Source organism: Staphylococcus caprae, assembly GCF_003966625.1.
GTDB lineage: Bacteria > Bacillota > Bacilli > Staphylococcales > Staphylococcaceae > Staphylococcus > Staphylococcus caprae.
Map to the genome: position 1 here is coordinate 727,229 of NZ_AP018587.1, position 19,395 is coordinate 746,623.

At 32.6% G+C, this 19,395-nt stretch carries 18 protein-coding genes; 12 read left to right on the top strand and 6 right to left on the bottom strand.

Translation table 11 applies throughout. The features are described 5' to 3' along the window. Positions 1-71 precede the first annotated feature (71 nt). From JMUB898_RS03270 to JMUB898_RS03295, 6 genes are all read left to right on the top strand, one after another. Positions 72-1,022, top strand: a complete 951-nt coding sequence (locus tag JMUB898_RS03270) for an LCP family glycopolymer transferase (protein WP_037541603.1) — start codon at positions 72-74, stop codon at positions 1,020-1,022. Between the two features lie 522 nt (positions 1,023-1,544). Continuing rightward, the gene (gene fdhF / locus JMUB898_RS03275; RefSeq protein WP_126514781.1) at positions 1,545-4,499 is read left to right on the top strand and encodes a formate dehydrogenase subunit alpha; all 2,955 of its coding nucleotides are present in this window, start codon (positions 1,545-1,547) and stop codon (positions 4,497-4,499) included. Further along, complete coding sequence (locus JMUB898_RS03280; RefSeq protein ID WP_002443868.1) at positions 4,499-4,966, top strand: helical membrane plugin domain-containing protein; 468 nt, start codon at positions 4,499-4,501, stop codon at positions 4,964-4,966. The genes fdhF and JMUB898_RS03280 overlap by 1 nt, the downstream gene beginning before the upstream one ends. A gap of 163 nt (positions 4,967-5,129) precedes the next feature. Then, positions 5,130-5,351, top strand: a complete 222-nt coding sequence (locus JMUB898_RS03285; RefSeq protein WP_002443867.1) for a hypothetical protein — start codon at positions 5,130-5,132, stop codon at positions 5,349-5,351. A gap of 21 nt (positions 5,352-5,372) precedes the next feature. Continuing rightward, positions 5,373-6,149, top strand: a complete 777-nt coding sequence (locus JMUB898_RS03290) for an N-acetylglucosaminidase (RefSeq protein ID WP_002443864.1) — start codon at positions 5,373-5,375, stop codon at positions 6,147-6,149. Between the two features lie 145 nt (positions 6,150-6,294). Then, entirely contained in the window at positions 6,295-7,419 is a 1,125-nt protein-coding gene (locus tag JMUB898_RS03295) for an FAD-dependent monooxygenase (protein ID WP_002443863.1), read from the top strand. Positions 7,420-7,613: 194 nt separating this feature from the next. Here the strand turns inward: JMUB898_RS03295 and JMUB898_RS03300 are convergent, their stop codons facing one another. The 5 genes from JMUB898_RS03300 to JMUB898_RS03320 form a co-directional block, all read right to left on the bottom strand. Beyond that, positions 7,614-8,573 carry a 2-hydroxyacid dehydrogenase family protein gene (locus tag JMUB898_RS03300; RefSeq protein ID WP_037541601.1) on the bottom strand — a complete coding sequence of 320 codons (960 nt, stop codon included), beginning with the start codon at positions 8,571-8,573 and terminating at the stop codon, positions 7,614-7,616. Between the two features lie 82 nt (positions 8,574-8,655). Next, positions 8,656-8,970: a DMT family transporter gene (locus tag JMUB898_RS03305; RefSeq protein WP_002443859.1), complete on the bottom strand. Its 315-nt coding sequence runs from the start codon at positions 8,968-8,970 to the stop codon at positions 8,656-8,658. Positions 8,971-8,972: 2 nt separating this feature from the next. Beyond that, a complete protein-coding gene (locus JMUB898_RS03310) occupies positions 8,973-9,302 on the bottom strand; it encodes a DMT family transporter (protein WP_002443857.1) in 330 nt (109 codons plus the stop codon). Between the two features lie 213 nt (positions 9,303-9,515). Then, entirely contained in the window at positions 9,516-10,016 is a 501-nt protein-coding gene (locus JMUB898_RS03315) for a CHAP domain-containing protein (protein ID WP_126501905.1), read from the bottom strand. 322 nt (positions 10,017-10,338) lie between these two features. Continuing rightward, positions 10,339-10,842, bottom strand: coding sequence for a DUF4870 domain-containing protein (locus tag JMUB898_RS03320; RefSeq protein ID WP_371268608.1), 504 nt, complete (start codon positions 10,840-10,842; stop codon positions 10,339-10,341). Between the two features lie 423 nt (positions 10,843-11,265). On the opposite strand from JMUB898_RS03320, the gene JMUB898_RS03325 reads away from it, so the two are divergent. Next, the gene (locus JMUB898_RS03325) at positions 11,266-12,336 is read left to right on the top strand and encodes an NAD/NADP-dependent octopine/nopaline dehydrogenase family protein (protein ID WP_002443851.1); all 1,071 of its coding nucleotides are present in this window, start codon (positions 11,266-11,268) and stop codon (positions 12,334-12,336) included. A gap of 65 nt (positions 12,337-12,401) precedes the next feature. Then, complete coding sequence (nhaC, locus tag JMUB898_RS03330) at positions 12,402-13,799, top strand: Na+/H+ antiporter NhaC (protein WP_002443849.1); 1,398 nt, start codon at positions 12,402-12,404, stop codon at positions 13,797-13,799. Positions 13,800-14,153: 354 nt separating this feature from the next. Here the strand turns inward: nhaC and JMUB898_RS03335 are convergent, their stop codons facing one another. Then, the gene (locus JMUB898_RS03335) at positions 14,154-14,903 is read right to left on the bottom strand and encodes a CHAP domain-containing protein (RefSeq protein WP_044466802.1); all 750 of its coding nucleotides are present in this window, start codon (positions 14,901-14,903) and stop codon (positions 14,154-14,156) included. A 591-nt stretch (positions 14,904-15,494) separates the two neighbouring features. Here JMUB898_RS03335 and JMUB898_RS03340 point away from each other — a divergent pair. From JMUB898_RS03340 to JMUB898_RS03355, 4 genes are all read left to right on the top strand, one after another. After that, complete coding sequence (locus JMUB898_RS03340; RefSeq protein WP_049402103.1) at positions 15,495-17,465, top strand: helix-turn-helix transcriptional regulator; 1,971 nt, start codon at positions 15,495-15,497, stop codon at positions 17,463-17,465. A gap of 35 nt (positions 17,466-17,500) precedes the next feature. Continuing rightward, complete coding sequence (locus JMUB898_RS03345) at positions 17,501-18,229, top strand: transcriptional regulator, SarA/Rot family (RefSeq protein WP_044466804.1); 729 nt, start codon at positions 17,501-17,503, stop codon at positions 18,227-18,229. A 42-nt stretch (positions 18,230-18,271) separates the two neighbouring features. Next, a complete protein-coding gene (locus JMUB898_RS03350; protein WP_002443841.1) occupies positions 18,272-18,595 on the top strand; it encodes a PH domain-containing protein in 324 nt (107 codons plus the stop codon). A gap of 362 nt (positions 18,596-18,957) precedes the next feature. After that, entirely contained in the window at positions 18,958-19,299 is a 342-nt protein-coding gene (locus JMUB898_RS03355; protein ID WP_037541600.1) for a SarA family transcriptional regulator, read from the top strand. Positions 19,300-19,395: the final 96 nt, after the last annotated feature.

Genomic DNA, 19,395 nt, shown 5'->3' on the forward strand with positions numbered 1-19,395 from the left:
TTTATTTTATAATATACTTATCAATGGAATAAGAATATGAATATGAAATAAAACGAAAAGGAGTGGTTGGAATGCGACGTTCAGATAAAAGAAAAATGAGCTTGCCAACTAAAATTCTTCTTTGGGTAGTGGGAATTTTATTTTTACTTACAGTTATTGCAGTCATCTATGTAGGTGCAAAAATATTTATTACGGGAGATAAAATTCATAACCCTTTAAATAGAAGTCATTCAGAATTACGTTCGGGAAAAGTAAACTTAAAAAATGGAGACCCTTTTACAATTGCTTTATTTGGTGTGGACTCTGATGCAGAACGTAAACAGCAAGGTGGAGGTCAACGTAGTGATACCATCATGATTTTATCAATTAATCCTAAAGAGAAGAAAACAGAATTAGTAAGTATACCTCGTGATACTCAAGCGAAAATTGTTGGAAGAGGAACAACAGAAAAAATTGCTCATGCCTATGCTTATGGTGGTCCAAATATGGCAGTTAATTCTCTTGAGAAATTAATGAACGTTCCTATTGATCATTATGCAACCATTGATATGGATGGATTACATGATATGATTGATGTTTTAGGTGGTGTGGATGTTGTAAGTAATGACACATTCTCAGTTGATGGTCTTCATTTTGAAAAGGGAGCAAAGACACATGTCAATGGCGATGAAGCAATGAAATTCATACGTAGTCGTAAAGAAGAAGGCGCTGGCGGTGACTTTGGTAGACAAGAACGTCAACAACTTGTGTTAGAAGCGATGGCTAATAAAATGTCGAGTGCTTCATCAATCACACATTTCAATTCATTAATGGACGAAATACAAAATAATGTAAAAACAGATTTAACACTTGGAGATCTTAACTTAATTAGAAAGAACTATAAAGATGCGAATCAAACAGTTAATCGTCATCAATTAGATGGTGAAGGCGGTATTCAAGATGATGGATTATACTACTTTGTACCAAGTGATTCATCTAAAAATGAAAATACTCAATTATTAAAAAATAACCTAGATTTATAAAAGAGGTACGATATTTAAAACTTTATTAAATGCTTACCTGCAGTTCGGAGGGAGAGGGACAGAAATATAATTTAGCAAAATTATTTTCGTTGTCCCTCTCCCAACTTTCATTGTTTGTAGAATTTCTTAAAAAGAAATTCTCTGTGTTGGGGCCCCGCCGGCAAGGATGGCTAGGATTAAAAGAAGTTTGATATAAGCGCACTTTTAATTCAGACATCTACTGCCAATATGTTAAAGAAGGTTGAGACAATTAATTATGTCCCAGCCTTCTTTTTGTTTGAGGTGTTATTTTACTAGGTATAATTATAGTAGCTAAAAAGGTAATTATTGTCCTAATTGATATTGATTTTCAATTAAATAATTTTAAAATACAAAATACTAGTAAACACTTAACTTTTTACATAGAAAGTAATACAATTTAGATAATTCTATCTTGAAATATATGTGGGGTATTTTTCAGATAGAGAAAGCAAACATGAAAAGTCTATTACGGTAAAAAATATATAAATGGGGTGTAAGCCTATGCAAGAACATTTAGTAGTCACGTTAGATGGCACTGATTATCTTGTGGAACCTGGCACAAATTTACTCGAGTTCATTCGATCTCGAGATACTTTCGTACCTGCGATTTGTTATAACGAATCAATGGGACCAATCCAAACATGTGATACATGTATGGTTGAAATTGATGGAGAGATTGCACGTGCTTGTGGTACGACAATCGACCGTCCAATGAATGTTAAAACGAACAACGACGATGTTCAATCAAGTCAAAAAGAAGCATTAGATCGTATATTAGAAAAACATATGCTTTATTGTACTGTATGTGACTATAATAATGGCGACTGTGAAATTCATAACACGATGGATGAGTGGGGCGTTCAACATCAAACGTATGAATACAAAGAGAAGCCTTATGAAAAAGATTATGGTCCATTTTATCGTTATGACCCTGACCAATGTATCCTATGTGGACGTTGTGTAGAGGCATGTCAAGACGTAGAAGTGAACGAAACAATCAGTATTGATTGGGATCGTGAACATCCACGTGTGATTTGGGATAATGATGTACCAATTAATGAATCATCATGTGTGTCATGTGGTCAATGTGCCACAGTATGTCCATGTAATGCGATGATGGAAGTGAATATGGAAGGCAACGTTGGATATATGACTGATACTGAACCAGGTTCACTTGTAGCAATGATTGATTTAATTAAAAAATCTGAACCAGGTTATGGTCCTTTATTAGCGCTTTCTGATTCAGAATCTGAAATGCGTAAAGAGCGTATCAATAAAACGAAAACAGTATGTACATATTGTGGCGTAGGATGCTCATTCGAAGTATGGACAAAAGATAGAGAAATTTTAAAAGTTCAACCATCTCATGATTCACCTGCAAATAAAATTGCATCATGTGTTAAAGGTAAATTCTCTTGGGGACATATTAATTCAGATCAACGTTTAACTAAACCATTAGTTAGAAAAGATGGTGCTTTCCATGAAGTAGAATGGGATGAAGCGCTAGAAGTCATCGCTGATAACTTCAATAATATTAAAGAGAAACATGGTGCGGATAGCTTATCATTTATTTCCTCTTCAAAAGCTACGAACGAAGAATCTTACTTAATGCAAAAACTAGCACGACAAGTGATTGGAACAAATAACGTAGATAATTGCTCACGTTATTGTCAAGCACCTGCTACGAAAGGTTTAATGCGTACAGTCGGTATCGGTGGCGATGCTGGTGGTATTGATGATTTAGAAAAAGCAGCAATGACTGTATTAATTGGTACAAATACTGCTGAAGCACATCCAGTTATTGCTTCACGAATGAAACGTGCACAAAAACTATTTGGTCAAAAATCTCATGTATTTGATATTAGAAAACATGAAATGGCCGAACGTGCAGATGCATTCTATCAACCTAAACCAGGTACGGACTTAGTATGGTTAGGTGCTGTAACGAAATATATTATCGATAATGACCTTCATGATAAGGCATTCTTAGATGAATGGGTTGACTATTTCGATGAATATTATAAATCACTAGAACCATTTACAATGGAATTTGCAGAAGACACAACTGGTATTCCTAAAGAGCGTTTGATTAGCTTTGCCCATGAAGTTGCGAAAGCAGAATCCGTTGCAATTTGTTGGGCTATGGGTATCACGCAACAAGATATCGGTAGTGACTCAAGTACAGCAATTTCTAACTTACTGCTTGTAACTGGTAACTATAGAAAGCCTGGTGCGGGCGCTTATCCGCTTCGTGGCCATAATAACGTTCAAGGTTGTAGTGATATGGGAAGTATGCCAGACCAATTCCCAGGTTACCAACTTGTAACTGACGATGAAATTAGATCTAAATTTGAGAAAGAATACGGTGTGGAATTAAGTCCAACGCCAGGTCGTGACAATCACCAAATGATTGAAGGTATCCATAATGGCGACGTTCACTCACTATATCTATACGGTGAAGACACAGGAATTGTTGACTCTAATATTAACTTCGTTCAGGCTGCCTTTGAAAAGTTAGATTTCATGGTCGTACAAGATGAATTCTTAACATTTACAGCGACTTATGCAGATGTTGTATTACCTGCAAGTCCTTCATTAGAAAAAGATGGCACCTTCACTAACACTGAACGTCGTGTTCAACGCTTATATAAAGCTTTAGATTCACTTGGTGACTCTAAAGCTGACTGGGAAATCTTCCAATTAATTGCGAATCAACTTGGTGCTAATTGGGACTACAGTCATCCTGGAGAAGTGATGGATGAGATTGCTCGACTAACACCTTCATATGCGGGTGTAAGTTACGATCGCTTAGAAGGTTTCAATAGTTTACAATGGCCTGTCGATAAAGACGGTAAGGATACGCCACTTCTTTATCTAGATGGATTTAATTTTGAAAATAAAAAAGCAAAACTTTATCCACTTACATTTGATAATTTCTTCAAAGAAGATGAAGTATATGATATTCACGTTAACAATGGACGTTTACTTGAACATTTCCATGAAGGTAACATGACATATCAAACTGAAATGATTAAATATAAAATGCCACATGCATTCGTTGAAATTTCACCTGAATTAGCTCAAGATCGTGATATACATGAAGGTGCTGAAATTAAACTTATCTCTGAGTCCGGAGAGGCCACATTGTTAGCACATATTACAGATCGAGTGAAAGGCAAAGAAATTTATATTCCGTTGAATAACGATGCAATGGCAAATGGCGATATGGGTGCAATTAACTTACTTACTAACAGTGACGTTGATAAATACACAGATACACCATCTTACAAACGTACAAGTGCACGTATGGAAGTCATTTCTAAACGTGGTAAGTCACCATTGAATCCTACAAACTTCCGTGTAGATAAACAGCGTCATCCACAATATAGTGTTCAAGTACAGAAAAAATGGAATCGTTCTGATTACGTATTCCCAGGGAAGCAGAGTGATAAATAATGGCTGAAAGAATAACTGAAATTAAACGTCTGAAAAAGTCACCTGAACAAATTAAGAGCGAAAATTTAAATGAAGTCATTGATGCTATTGCAGAGAATAAGGATAGTATTCTTAAGGCAATCCGTTTAATTAATACTTTAGATGAAGCGAAAATTTTAGATGCACTGAATGGTGGATTTAAAGCACGACAAGTGATTATTAATAAGTTTGCCGTTGAATTAAATAAAGATATTTATACAGGTTTATTATCTAATATGGCGCAAATGGTATTCCTACTTGGAGATCTAAATGTAAAAGATTTAAGCGACATGCTTAATCGCTTGAATAAAGGTTTACATGTAGCGAACCAAGCAAGTCCTAATGCACGTACATCTATTAGAAATCTTATGGGTATTCTAAAAGACGACGACATGAACCGTAGTTTAACTTATATGTTGAATTTACTTAAAGGCATGTCTCGCGATTAAAGTTCAATAGCAATATATTTAAGGAAGTTGAGATAATTAAATATATCTCAGCTTCCATTTTTTTTAAGTCGACATTTACTTTCAACTTCATGTATGATGATATGTATATGAAAAAGTTAAATTCAAGGAGTGAAGGCGTATCAATCCTAATATATTGAAAGCCATGGCAATAACTTCCAATGTCTTGTTAGTTATTGGAATCGTATTTTTAATTATGCTTAAACTCATGCTAGCGATTGCTTTCTTTGCAGTATCTTTAGCAATTAGTTTAGTGATATTTAATGTCATGTTTAGAGACCGTACAGGTATGAAGATTGCTATTAATGTATCATTCTTTATTGTTGTTATAGCAATTGTCATAGCCTATTTCGTTTTATCAAAATAGTGATTTGGGAGTTAGATATAAATGATGAAGAATCCTAAGTTTCGCATGACATCTCTATTAATCATTGCTATTTTAGTCATTTTTGTGGTTCTTTTCCTAATTTTTGATACTAACCTTTTTAAAAATGATATAAAATATACCTTCAATGAAGCTGTCGACAGACAAAAAGGGGAAGGTGTCATTAATACTAAGGAAAAAGATGGCGAATTTGTAAATGCACAAGATAGTGATGTTGCGCGAGCGATGAAGATTAAACATGGCGATAATCCATTGAAATACATGGACATTTCCGAGAAAGTCCCTATGTCAGAAGCGGAAGTTAATCGTATTCTGAAGGGTAAAGGTATACTGGAGAACCAAGGTCAAACGTTTATCAAGGCGCAAGATAAGTATGAGGTCAATATTATTTATTTAATCAGTCACGCCTTAGTAGAAACTGGAAATGGTAAGTCTGAACTTGCTAAAGGTGTGAAAGATGGACATCATCGTTATTATAATTTCTTCGGTATTGGTGCATTTGATGAAAATGCCGTTCATACAGGTAAGAGTTATGCCAAACAAGAATCATGGACTTCTCCTGAAAAGGCGATTATGGGTGGTGCATCATTTGTAAGATATCATTACTTTAAAAATAATCAGCTTAACTTGTATCAAATGCGTTGGAACCCGCAGAATCCCGGTCAACATCAATATGCGAGTGATATTAATTGGGTAGACAATATAGCTGATATGATGAAGAAGTATTACGATAAGTTTGGTATTAAAAAAGAAGATATTAGAAAGAAATATTATAAATAAGATAGAGGTTAGCACATGGTCAAAGATGTTGCTAACCTCCTTTTATGAATATGTAAAATTTAACTTTTAAAATACTGAGTCGAACTTTTAAACACTACAACATATGATAAAATATTAACGAATGATAAATTTGAGGTGTATACGAATGAAAATTGCAATTGTAGGTGCAGGTATTGGCGGATTAACAGCTGCTGCACTTTTAGAAGAGCATGGTCATGAAGTAAAGGTGTTTGAGAAAAAAGCATCTTTAAGTGAGGTTAGCGCAGGAATCGGAATAGGCGATAACGTCCTTAAAAAGTTGGGTAATCATGATCTTGCTAAAGGGATTAAAAACGCTGGGCAAAATTTGATAGCGATGAATGTGTACGATGAAAATGGACGTGAATTAATGTCTGCACAATTAAAACGTCAAACGTTAAATGTTACATTACCACGTCAATCGTTACTAGAAATCATCAAATCTTATGTTCAGCCATCCTCTATTTATACTGAGCATGTTGTAACAGGATTAGAGCAAACGAATTCTAAAGTCACAGTGCATTTTTCAGAACAAGAGAGTGAAGCATTCGACTTATGTATTGGCGCTGATGGGCTTCATTCTAAAGTAAGAGAAGCGGTGCAAGCGCCTACTAAAATTAATTATCAAGGCTATACTTGTTTTAGAGGACTTGTAGATGATGTTCAACTTAAAGATGAACATGTGGCGAATGAGTATTGGGGTACTAAAGGTAGAGTGGGCATTGTACCACTGATTAATAATCAAGCATATTGGTTTATTACTGTACCTGCTAAAGAAAAGGATCCTAAATATCAAACATTTGGAAAGCCACATTTGCAAGCTTACTTTAATCATTTTCCTAATGAGGTGCGTCAGATATTAGATAAACAAAGTGAGACAGGCATCTTATTAAATGATATTTATGATATGAAACCTTTAAAAACATTTGTCTACGGTAGAACGTTATTATTAGGAGATGCAGCTCATGCGACGACACCTAATATGGGACAAGGTGCAGGGCAGGCAATGGAAGATGCGATTGTGCTAGTTAACTGCTTAGAAGCATATGACTTTGATAAAGCGATTGAAAGATATGATAAATTACGCGTTAAACACACTGCTAAAGTGATTAAGCGTTCTAGAAAGATTGGGAAAGTCGCACAAAAACGTAATCGATTCGTTGCTAAATTACGTAATGCAATGATGAAAGTGATGCCTAATTCATACGCATCCGCACAAACTAAGTTTTTATATAAATCAAAGGAAAAATAAAAAGAAAGATGGGAGCGGAACAGAAAAATAATTTAGCAAAATTATTTTCGTTGTTCCGCCCCGGCAAGGATGGCTAGGATTGAGAGAAGCTTGATATAAGCGCACTTTCAATTCAGACATCTACTGCCAATACATTAAAGGAGGCTGGAGTATCTAATGATTTCTCGTCCTCCTTTTTTGTTTAGAGTGATCGTCTATTTATTATTTACGACGAATTGTGGTTCTTCACCGCTTAATTTTTTAATTGTATCATTTGCTACAATTTTAGCCATGAAATCTCTAGCTTCGAATGTTGCATTACCAATATGAGGTGTGAGTACAATGTTCTTAAATGATTTAAGTTCATCAGTGATTTCTGGTTCGAATTCATAAACGTCTAAAGCTGCGCCTTCGATTTCTTTATTTTCAAGAGCTTGAACAAGTGCCTGTTCATTTACTATTGGGCCTCGACCCACATTGATAAGGTAAGCAGTAGATTTCATTTGTTTAAATTGTGCAGTATCGATCAAGTGATGTAAATCTGGATTATACGCTGCATTGATTGTAATAAAATCAGCATTTTCTAATAACGTATCTAAATCCACATATTTGGCACCAATTTCACGTTCTTTTTCTTCTTTACGATGAGGTCCTGTATATAGAACGTCCATATCAAATGCACGTGCACGTTTAGCTACTGCACCACCAATTTCTCCTAAACCGATAATACCAATCGTCTTTCCTGAGACTTCTCTACCACGGAAGAATAGCGGTGCCCATCCATCAAATCCTTGAGTTCTAGATAGTTCGTCACCTTCAACGATTCTGCGTGCTACACTTAAAATTAAACCAATTGTTAAATCAGCTGTAGCATTTGTTGAAGCCTTTGGTGTATTCGTTACATCTATATTTTTCTCTCTAGCATAATCAATATCTACATTATTGAAGCCAGCACCATAATTAGTGATAATTTTAAGGTTTTTGCCACTATCAATAACTTCTTTATCGACGTTTGTTGAAAGTAAACTAACTAAAGCAGAGGCATCTTTAACGCCTTCTTTTAACGTTTCTTTATCTATAATGCCATCCCCATCATACATCTCTACTTCAAAATGTTCTTTTAATAAATTTAATCCCACTTCAGGAATTGCGCCTGCGATATATACTTTTTCCATCATTATCACTCCTTCTTTTAATATCAGTATAGTAAAAGAGGAAAGCGCAAACAATAAATAAAGCTAATTACATGTGTTGTAATTAGCTAATTAAACGTAATCCTACTACAGCTATAAGTATCATTAGAATACAAATAATTCTTCCAACATGTTTAGATTCTTTATAGAATAACATGCCAATGATGGTACCACCAGCAGTGCCTATACCAGTCCAAATTGCGTAAGCTGTACCCATTGGGATATCATGCATTGCAAGCTTTAACGTACTAAAACTTAATATAAAAGCAAGGCCTAACAAAATGACATATATCTTATTTTGGGTGCGTGACAATTCGTTAAGTAAAACGACACCAAGTACCTCTAGTCCGCCAGCAATAAGTAAAAATATCCATGACATCTTTATTGACCTCCTTCTTCATTTTCATTTGTAGTAAGTTTCAAACCGATAATACCTGCAATGAGGATAATCATTAAGATGACTTTAGCAAGAGTAAAAGGTTGATTAAAGAAAATCATATCTACAAGCACAGTGCCAACTGCTCCAATACCTACGAAAAAGGCATAAACTGTACCTACTGGTAAGTGTTTAGATGCATCGATAACAAGATAGAAACTTAAAGCAATAAAAAAGAGGGTAACTACCCAACTTAATAAAGAATGTGCATTATCTAAACCTGTAACCCAGATGATTTCCACAAATCCTGCTATGACGACTTTTAGCCATTGCATATGTATATGCCTCCAATTGTTAGTGATAAAACTATTCTCTCAAATAAGAAGGGGAGAGGCAATCTAAGAAGGTTGAGTATACGGTGGTATATCAAAATTGGTTAATGTAAAATATTAGTTTAAAAAAGACTAAAAAATACCCTTTAAGGTAAAAATGTTTTGGATTTTACCTTAAAGGGATGAAATGATTTTATTTATCATCTTAGAGACTGATTAGTCTAAGTGGATGTAATTGTATGAACTTGCTTCACTAGATGAGATTGTTCGTGTATCTACAACATAAGGGCCACCGTTATAGTTCATTTCTGATACGGTAACTGAGCCATCGCTACTCACATTTTCTACATAAGCGACGTAACCATATGCGCCATTAGATGATTGTAAGATAGAACCTTTTTCAGGTGTGTGATTAACTGTGTAACCAGATGCTTCAGCTGCAGAAGCCCAGTTGTTAGCATTTCCCCATGTTGAACCAATTTGTCCTCCCACTTTATCGAACACGTACCAAGTACATTGGCCTGCTGTATATAAGTTACCTGAAGTAGAAGACATTGATGTAGTTTCAGTACTATAAGATTGTTGATTACTAGTGTTGTATTGAGCGTTGTTTTGTATATTTTGCGTATTTTCTTCGGCATGCGCATTTGATGTTGTTCCCAATAATGATGCGCCAATACCCGCTGTTAATGTAGTGATAGTTACTAATTTTTTCATAATTTAAAAATCCTCCCAAAGTTGATAACGATAATTTGATACATCTTAAAATGTAGCGACTTTGTATTAAGAATACATCTCGTTAAATGTTTGACGTCATCTGTAACGACACAACATACTCTAACAGATAAATTTTTATTTGTGGGTGTTGTTACGGTTTCGTAAACCAATTAAAAAAACCTTGACCATCGTTGTAATAAACGACCATCAAGGTTACAGTGTGTTACAAATTCTCTGTGGGGCATAGCTAGTTCATTTGTGTAGATAATTAGGAAAAAAAGCTTATGGATTTATTACAAGGTCTTGTAATAAACCATTTTTACTATTTAATGAAAGGAATAGTAAAAGGTATTTTATAAGTTTTGCCTGACATGTATTTCACACAACCAATAATATTGAAAACTAAAGCAACGATTGATAATACAAATAGAGCCAAGGCAATAATTACCATAACGATAATTGCAATAGCTGCTATTACAGTATTATTCGGATTTAACATAGCTATAAACATGAAAACATAAACTAAAATCACACCTACAATTGCATAAATAAAATAAGAAATAAAGTAATTTAAATAAGTCTTACCTGCTGTATCAATAAGTTTTGAGTCTTTACGTTTTACTAACCAAATGACAAGAGGTGCGATAAAGCTTGTGAATAAACCTAGTAGATAGATGAGCATTGACATTAAACGTGCGTCTTGATCCTCATCTTGTCTAATTTTTGAATTGTGTTCATCTGAAGTATGTTGATGTTGTTGTTGCGATTGAGTTAAACTCTCTGAATGACGTTCGTTGTTATTACGCTCTGACTCAGATGTATACATTGAGTTTGAATTTGATTCTGATTCGTTGAAACGGTGATTTTCACTGTTATCCATAATATGTATCCTCCAAAATAAATAAATTAACACACATAATACACTTATAACTATATCAAAACAAAATATATTATTAAATGATAAATTTAAATTTCTAACTTAAAATACCAAATAAGTTTAAAATATGTTTTAATCGGTTATATAGTATTGTTAATCGACATGACATGTAAATGTTGTCGACAATCTGAAATAATGAATTAGAAAATAACGTTTGAGCAATAACTTTTAAATAACCGCGGAGCGGGTCACAGAATTCAATAACATAAAGATTGAATTCAGACCCACTCCTTTTTTATGAAAAGATTTAAAATGATAGAAATCATACATGAGAGAATATTTAACAACTTTAAGATGAAAGAGGGATAAAGTATGAAAATAGCTATTGTAGGTTCAGGTAACGGGGCAGTAACAGCTGCAGTAGATATGGTAGATAAAGGTCATGACGTGAAATTATACTGTCGTAACGAATCCATTGAAAAATTTAATAACGCTTTCGAAAAAGGCGGATTTGATTTTAATAATGAGGGCGAAGAAAAGTTTATAGAATTTACTAATATAAGTGATGATATTGAATATGTTCTAGAAGATGCTGATATCGTTCAAGTTATTATTCCATCATCATTTATTGAATATTATGCTAAGGTGATGTCTCATTATGTGACAAATGAACATCTTATTTTCTTCAACATTGCTGCGTCTATGGGTTCTATTCGTTTTATGAATGTTTTAGAAGACCGTCACATTGATGTACATCCTAAATTTGCTGAAGCAAATACACTCACTTACGGTACGCGTGTAGATTTCGACAATGCACGTGTAGACTTATCATTAAATGTACGTAGAGTCTTTTTCTCAACATTTGATCGTAGCGAACTCAACGAAAGTTATGAGAAAGTATCACAAATTTATGATCATCTTGTTAAAGAAGAAAGTCTATTAAAAACAAATCTTGAAAATGGTAACCCTGAAGTGCATCCAGGTCCAACACTCTTGAATGTTGGTCGTATTGATTATGCGGAAAATTTCTCACTTTATAAAGAGGGGATTACAAAGCACACGGTTCGTTTACTCCATGCAATTGAAATTGAACGTTTAAATTTAGGAAGAAAATTAGGGTTTGAATTGTCTACAGCTAAAGAATCTCGTATTCAAAGAGGCTATTTAGAACGCCAAGATGAAGATGAACCATTAAATCGTTTGTTTAATACGAGTCCAGTATTTTCACAAATTCCGGGTCCTAACCACGTTGAAAATCGTTATCTAACTGAGGATATTGCGTTTGGTTTAGTTCTATGGTCAAGTTTAGGAAGAGTAATAGACGTACCAACGCCTAATATAGATGCAGTCATTGTTATTGCATCTACAATATTAGAGCGTGATTTCTTTGAGGAAGGTCTTACTGTAGAAGAATTAGGCCTTGATAAATTAGGTTTAGAATAATTGAACACGATTAAATATTAAGAAAAGAGGTTTTGCATCAAATCACTGCTGAAGGGAGTAATCGTATGACACAAAAATATAGAAAGCCTACATTTTTGGAGTCAATTTCAACGATTATTGTGATGGTTATTGTCGTTGTAATTGGATTTATCTTTTTTAATATACCTATTCAAGTGCTGTTATTAATTTCATCAGCATATGCTTCTTTTATAGCATATCGAGTGGGGTTAAGATGGGAAGATTTAGAAGAAGGTATTTCAAAGAGACTTAATACTGCCATGCCTGCCATTTTCATTATTTTGGCTGTAGGTATTATCGTTGGGAGTTGGATGTTCTCAGGAACAGTACCGGCATTGATATATTATGGATTAAAGTTTCTTAACCCAAGCTACTTTCTAGTATCTGCGTTTATCATTAGTGCAATAACATCAGTTGCTACAGGTACAGCATGGGGATCTGCTTCAACAGCAGGTATTGCTTTAATTTCTATTTCCAATCAATTAGGTGTAGCACCTGGTATGGCAGCTGGGGCCATCATTGCAGGGGCGGTATTTGGAGATAAAATGTCGCCACTTTCTGATACGACGAATTTGGCTGCTTTAGTGACAAGGGTAAATATTTTTGCTCATATTAAATCAATGATGTGGACTACAATTCCTGCTTCAATCATAGGACTAATCGTTTGGTTCTTTGCTGGGTTACACTCTGGAGGTAACGCTAACCCGAAACAAATACAAATGTTATTGAGTGAATTAGATAAGGTTTATAACATAAATTTAATTGTGTGGATACCACTTATTGTTATTGTGATTTGCTTATTATTGAGAGTATCTACAGTGCCATCCATGCTCATTTCAAGTCTAAGTGCTTTATTAGTGGGAACGTTTAATAATCATTTTAATATGATTGATGGTTTCAAAGCGACATTTGATGGTTTTAGTCATACTATGGTTCATCAGTCTCATTTATCTAAGAATGTAATATCGTTAATAGAGCAAGGTGGCATGATGAGTATGACACAAATTATAGTAACGATTTTTTGTGGCTATGCATTTGCTGGTATTGTGGAGAAAGCCGGATGCCTAGACGTGATGTTAGAGACGGTTGCAAAAGGTGTGAAATCTGTAGGTACACTTATATTAATAACTGTTGTATGTTGCTTGATGCTTGTCTTTGCTGCTGGAGTGGCTTCAATTGTAATTATTATGGTCGGCGTATTGATGAAGGAAATGTTTGAAAAGATGGACCTGTCTAGATCAGTGCTGTCACGTACACTAGAAGATTCTAGTACAATGGTCTTACCACTTATACCATGGGGAACTTCAGGTATTTACTATGCTCAACAGCTAAATGTATCCGTTGGAGAATTCTTTATCTGGACTGTACCTTGTTATTTATGTGCTTTCATTGCAATTGTCTATGGATTTACAGGTATTGGAATAAAGAAGTTAAGTAAAAACTAAGTTTAATCTTATTTTTAAGTGGAATATATTTAATATGTTGAAACATGATTTGTAGATATAAATGTAGCGATTATATCTCGTATAGTTTTAACATTTTAATATCCTTCTATATAGTTGTTGTATTTATTTTGTAGCGGAATGAATACATAACTATATGAAAGTAACGAATTCTTTTGATACATCTTATTCATACGTGATAATGATTTAGAATGACTGTACATGAATATTTGAATTTGTTTAAGAAAAAATAATTTTTTAGCCTATCACCTATTGAGGTGATAGGTCTTTTTTTATAGAAAAATAAAAAACATTCATCCTGTTAAATGGATGAATGCTTTTAATGAAGTGCGTATATTAGTGAATGTAGTTGTATGAAGCAGCTTGGCTAGCAGAGATTGTACGAGAAGTTACAACACCTGCACCATGTCCGTAGTTCATTTCTGAAACAGTGATTGTACCATTGCTGTTTACACTTTCAACATATGCTACATGACCAAATGCACCTTGTGAAGTTTGTAAAATCGCACCTTTAGATGGTGAATTATTTACAGTGTAACCTGCTGCAGCGGCAGCGTTTGCCCAGTTATTTGCATTGCCCCAAGTTGAGCCGATTTTTCCGCCAACTCTATCGAACACATAATACGTACATTGACCTGAAGTATATAAATTACCGCCTGCTGAAGAAGCATTTGATAATGAAACGCCATTTGAAGATGGTGCTGATGTAGAAGTAACGTGAACATTTCTGCTAGTTGAAGAATAGCTAGAACCTAAACCACCAGTTTGATTATAAGCGTTTGAATAAGATTGATTAGTATTACCATAATTATTGTAGTTGTAGTAATTATTTGAATTACTATAGTTAGAGTAGTTGTTATAGTTGTAATTATTGTAGTTATTGTCTAAACGATCTGGGCTCCAGTTACCTTGCCAAGTGTAATGATAGTTACCTTCTTGATCGATTGTGTATGAATAGCTGTAAGAAGATGGATCATTTGGGTTGTAACCACCATTATTTTGTTCTGCTGCGTGAGCATCGTGACTTGCAAAAGCGAAAGTAGCGATTCCGGCAGTTGCGATTGTAGCTGTAGCGATTTTTTTCATTGATAAATATCCTCCTGAGAATTAAATTATAATTTTTTATTTAATAGAAATGTAACCAGTAGGTTACTCATTTTTTATTTCGTTCTCTTAACGATAAGCAATACTTTAACAGAAAAAAGTACGCTTGTGTGCCTTGTTAACGTTTTGTAATTTTTTGCTAATATTGTTACACGATTTCATTTAACTCAATTTTTATTTTTAAACTGGTTAAATTCGATGATGACAGGTTTTTATATTTTTAGTACATATTTCCTTGTTACAACACTGTAAATTTACAGAAAATTCTTTAGGACAATTGAATTTGTTAATAATCGATTTTTCTAATGAATTAAAATATAAAAATATATAACGAATGAGTAAATAGAGTGGATATTAAAAGATTTATTAAGGATATCGAGATAAAAATATTGAGATGGGCTATTTAAATAAAAATGAAAATTGATATAATATTAATCTAATTTGTTACAGCTAAAATTTTGAACATTGTACAATTATTAGTGAAAAATAGATGTTGTCTAGTTAAATTTAGTTTTGACAGTCGGGGAGAAGTTTATTAAACAAAAACACATTAATACATCGCGAGGAAGACATATGAGAGATAATTATTCGATACGTGTTTTTAATCATTTAGCTATAGAAACAACTAAAGCGTTAAGTATAAGAGTATTCTACTGTTTAAAAGGCAATTGTAAAATGACTATCAATTTACAAGAATTTGACTTAAGCAAAGATGAAATCGCATTTGTGATTCTAAATGATATTTATAGTATAGAAAGTAGTAAAGATTCGATATGCTGTGTAATCGACATACCTATTCATTTATATATGAGAATTACTGGGCATCATATTTTATCCAGTGGTTCAAAAATTGATAAAGATGAAAAAGGTAGAACTAAATATTGGATTTTAAAATTATTAGAAATGCATTGTATCCAGAAAACAGATGAAGTAGAAACGAATAAATTAATTCAATATATTCTTGTAGAATTAAGTACTTGTAAAGTTGAATATTTAAAGTTTAATAAGAGGATGTATTTTTCTGAAGAAGTTCATGAATATTTAGTCAACCATCATGATAATAAGATAAATAAACAAGATTTGGTTAATGCAGTAAATATATCTAATCAAACACTTACGCATATGTTTAAGGAAACGCCTTTTCAAACATTTAATCAATATCTTAATCATATTCGATTAAAGTTTTGTCTTATCGATATTTTAACTACACATAGACCAATTGAAGATATAGCTATTGAGCATGGATTTCATCATTATTCTCGATTTATACAGTTATTTAAAGATACATATGGACAAACACCTAAATTGATTAGAAAAGATTATAGAACGACGTCTATCTTCCAAAATGAATCTGAAGAAATTGATTTAAATCGACATATTCTAAAGTTAGTGAGTTCAATACAAGAAACAACTCAGCATAAAATAGAAGAACGACAAATAAAGATGAAAGAAAGTCATGTGAGATATCATCCGTCAGACATCTACATTGAACAAAATAAAAGTAATTATTTTGATCAATTGTCTTTTCTAAATATGAAACGAGCGCTAAATATCAATAAAAGAACGATACACTATATTGTAGAGTTGGATTATTTAAATATTTCAAAAGAAAGAGAAGTGTTTATCAAAGAGTTATACAAACTCTTACACTTTATTGCAGATTCAAATATGTCTCCAATATTTAAAATAACAACTCAAAGATCAGATGTATTTACTTCAAATGAAAAAATGTCTTTTAATCATGCATTAGATGTATTGTTTTTAGTATTAAGACAATTTAACCATCTTCATTTAGGATTTCTTATTGAAAGGGTGACAAGTCATTTTGTTGAACAACTTAAACAAATGATTAATAGATATTTTGATGAGTATCAATTGATTTATCGATTTAAAAAAGGTCAATACGAAGAAGTGGATTTAACACAAATAGAATCAAAAGTGGATAAAACCATGATACCTGTCATGCAACTAGAAACAGTAAACATTTCACTCTCCAAATTAATTGTTGAAGTAGATTGTTTAGTAAATAGTAAAGAAACGATATTAAATCAAACAATACTTAATCATTTTAAATTATTGATGACGCATTATGATAAATTGGGCGGATTAGTGTTACCACAATCTGAACAATATGAAATAACTAAAGCAGTCAAACAAGAATTAAACTCGTTTCAGTTATTAACATATGTATTAAGTATGCTAAATCAGTTAAGAGGATATATTGTCTATAGAAGCAATGAGATGATAATGACGCGATATAAACATGAGTATCAAGTGGTAACTTACTTTTTAAATAGTAAGGTAAAAATGAATGTGCATCAGTATCGATTAATTTTTTCAGATATTAAACAACTCAGCCATGCAGACACTGAATATATAGATATTCAACAATATGCGATGAATGAGAATAAAAGTCTGGACAATCTTATGCTGTATCATCAACAGCATTGGTTAGCTAAATTAAATCATAAAGACGTAATAAATTCTTCAATCGATATTCCTAAAGTTAGTATTGCCCACATCAAATTTCTTAGTTCATTGTAGAGCGTGGTTGATTGCTAAGAGAGGATTGTCATCAAATGCATCAACAGAAGATTAAAAGTTTTCTTGCGCACTTTGTATTAGATCACATATCAATAGAATATTTAAGATTTTCCTATTACTTAACAATAGAACAATTTAAACTATTACAGTTTATTTATCAATTTACTCATCATCACAGCGAAGGCTTAAGTTTGAATGCTATTATTTTTTACAAAAATTATCAAAAGAATCATCTACTTAAGCTCATTACCCATTTATATGATTTTAATTGGATTTCAAAAGAACGCGATCCATTAGATCAGAGGCGACTAGTCATTAATTTAACTCAGCATCAACGAGAAAAAGTATTACAAATGTTTGAAGATTTTAAAGCATTTCTAGAAATGAAGTCAAAGTCAATCAAGCATATACATCACTTCACCATCATTCCATACTATTTTACATGTCATGAACAATTTGAAGAAATTCAAAAATCCGCCAACTTTAAACACTTATCATTGGAAGAACTTTATATTCTAGGTTTACTTATTATTAACAACAAGCAAACCACTTTTAAAAATATTAAAGCACATTCGTTAAAAGGGATTGTTACAGTAAGTCCAATTATTAAGAAATTACAATTAAAAGGTTATGTAGATAAAAGTAGAAGTAAGGAAGATGAGCGAAATATCGTATTAACTATTAAAGAAGAGAAGGTACCTTACATCAAATCTACAATCGAGGAATGTTACAGATGCTTAGAAAAGGGAATAGAACAATTATAATTAAATTTATAATGAAAGATATAGCAAGGAGAGTACATACTTATGATTCTAGACAATGTAAATCCAGACGATTTGTTTCCTACTGAAAAGAAAGGGCCATCAGTTCTAGGTATAATAGAGTATAGCGTGCAAGGTCAAAATGAATTCGAAGGTGCTTTTATTGCCACGAATGAACGCTTAATTATGAATGTAGATATGAATGGTCAATTCTACTATAGAAATATTCGTTATGATGAAGTGAATCAAGTTGATTATGACGGTAAAGATATCATGTTTGAATTTAATATTGGGAAGGTCCCAATGAAACAAATAAAAACTGAGGATGTACAAGCGTTTGTAGATTACGTTAAGCAAAAGATTCAATAAAAACGTGTAGCTATTGATTTGAGAATAAACTTTGATGTCAAAATACCTTTTAATCATTCTTAACAAAATATTATGTGAAGTCCAATTAAACTGATAGGTAATATAAAAAATTTAAAAAATACGTTGGTGTAATTAGTGTTATATCATTTGGATTATAAATTTTAATTACATCAAAATCACTAATATAAATGTTTGGGTTTAGAAATAAATCTATAAATGCATATTGTAGTAATAAAAATATTGAATTTTTATACCTATTTGTTTAAAATGTATTTTGTAACATGGGCGGAGAAATTTTCGATTAGATAAAATACATGTGAACCTTTCTACAACAAGATGTGCATCAGAGGAGTGGTTTTAAAATGGGAAAAATAAAAGACATCAATGATTTGGTCAATGCTACATTTCAAGTGAAGAAATTTTTTAGAGATACTAAAAAGCAGTATAATTTAAATTATGAAGAAATTTATATTCTTAATCACATTTTAAAAAGTGAATCTAACGAAATATCTTCAAAAGAAATTGCTACATGTTCAGAATTTAAACCGTACTATTTAACGAAAGCATTACAAAAGTTAAAAGACTTGAATTTACTATCAAAAAAGCGAAGCGTGCATGATGAAAGAACAGTTATTGTATTTGTAACAGCAGAACAACGAGAGAAAATTAAAAAGTTAATTGCAGAATTAGAAAAATATATTTAATAATACTAGAGAACTGAAGTTTCATGTGTGTTTTAAGATGAAGATTTCTAAAAAAGACTAGGTATACTACCAATATAGTATACCTAGTCTTTTTAA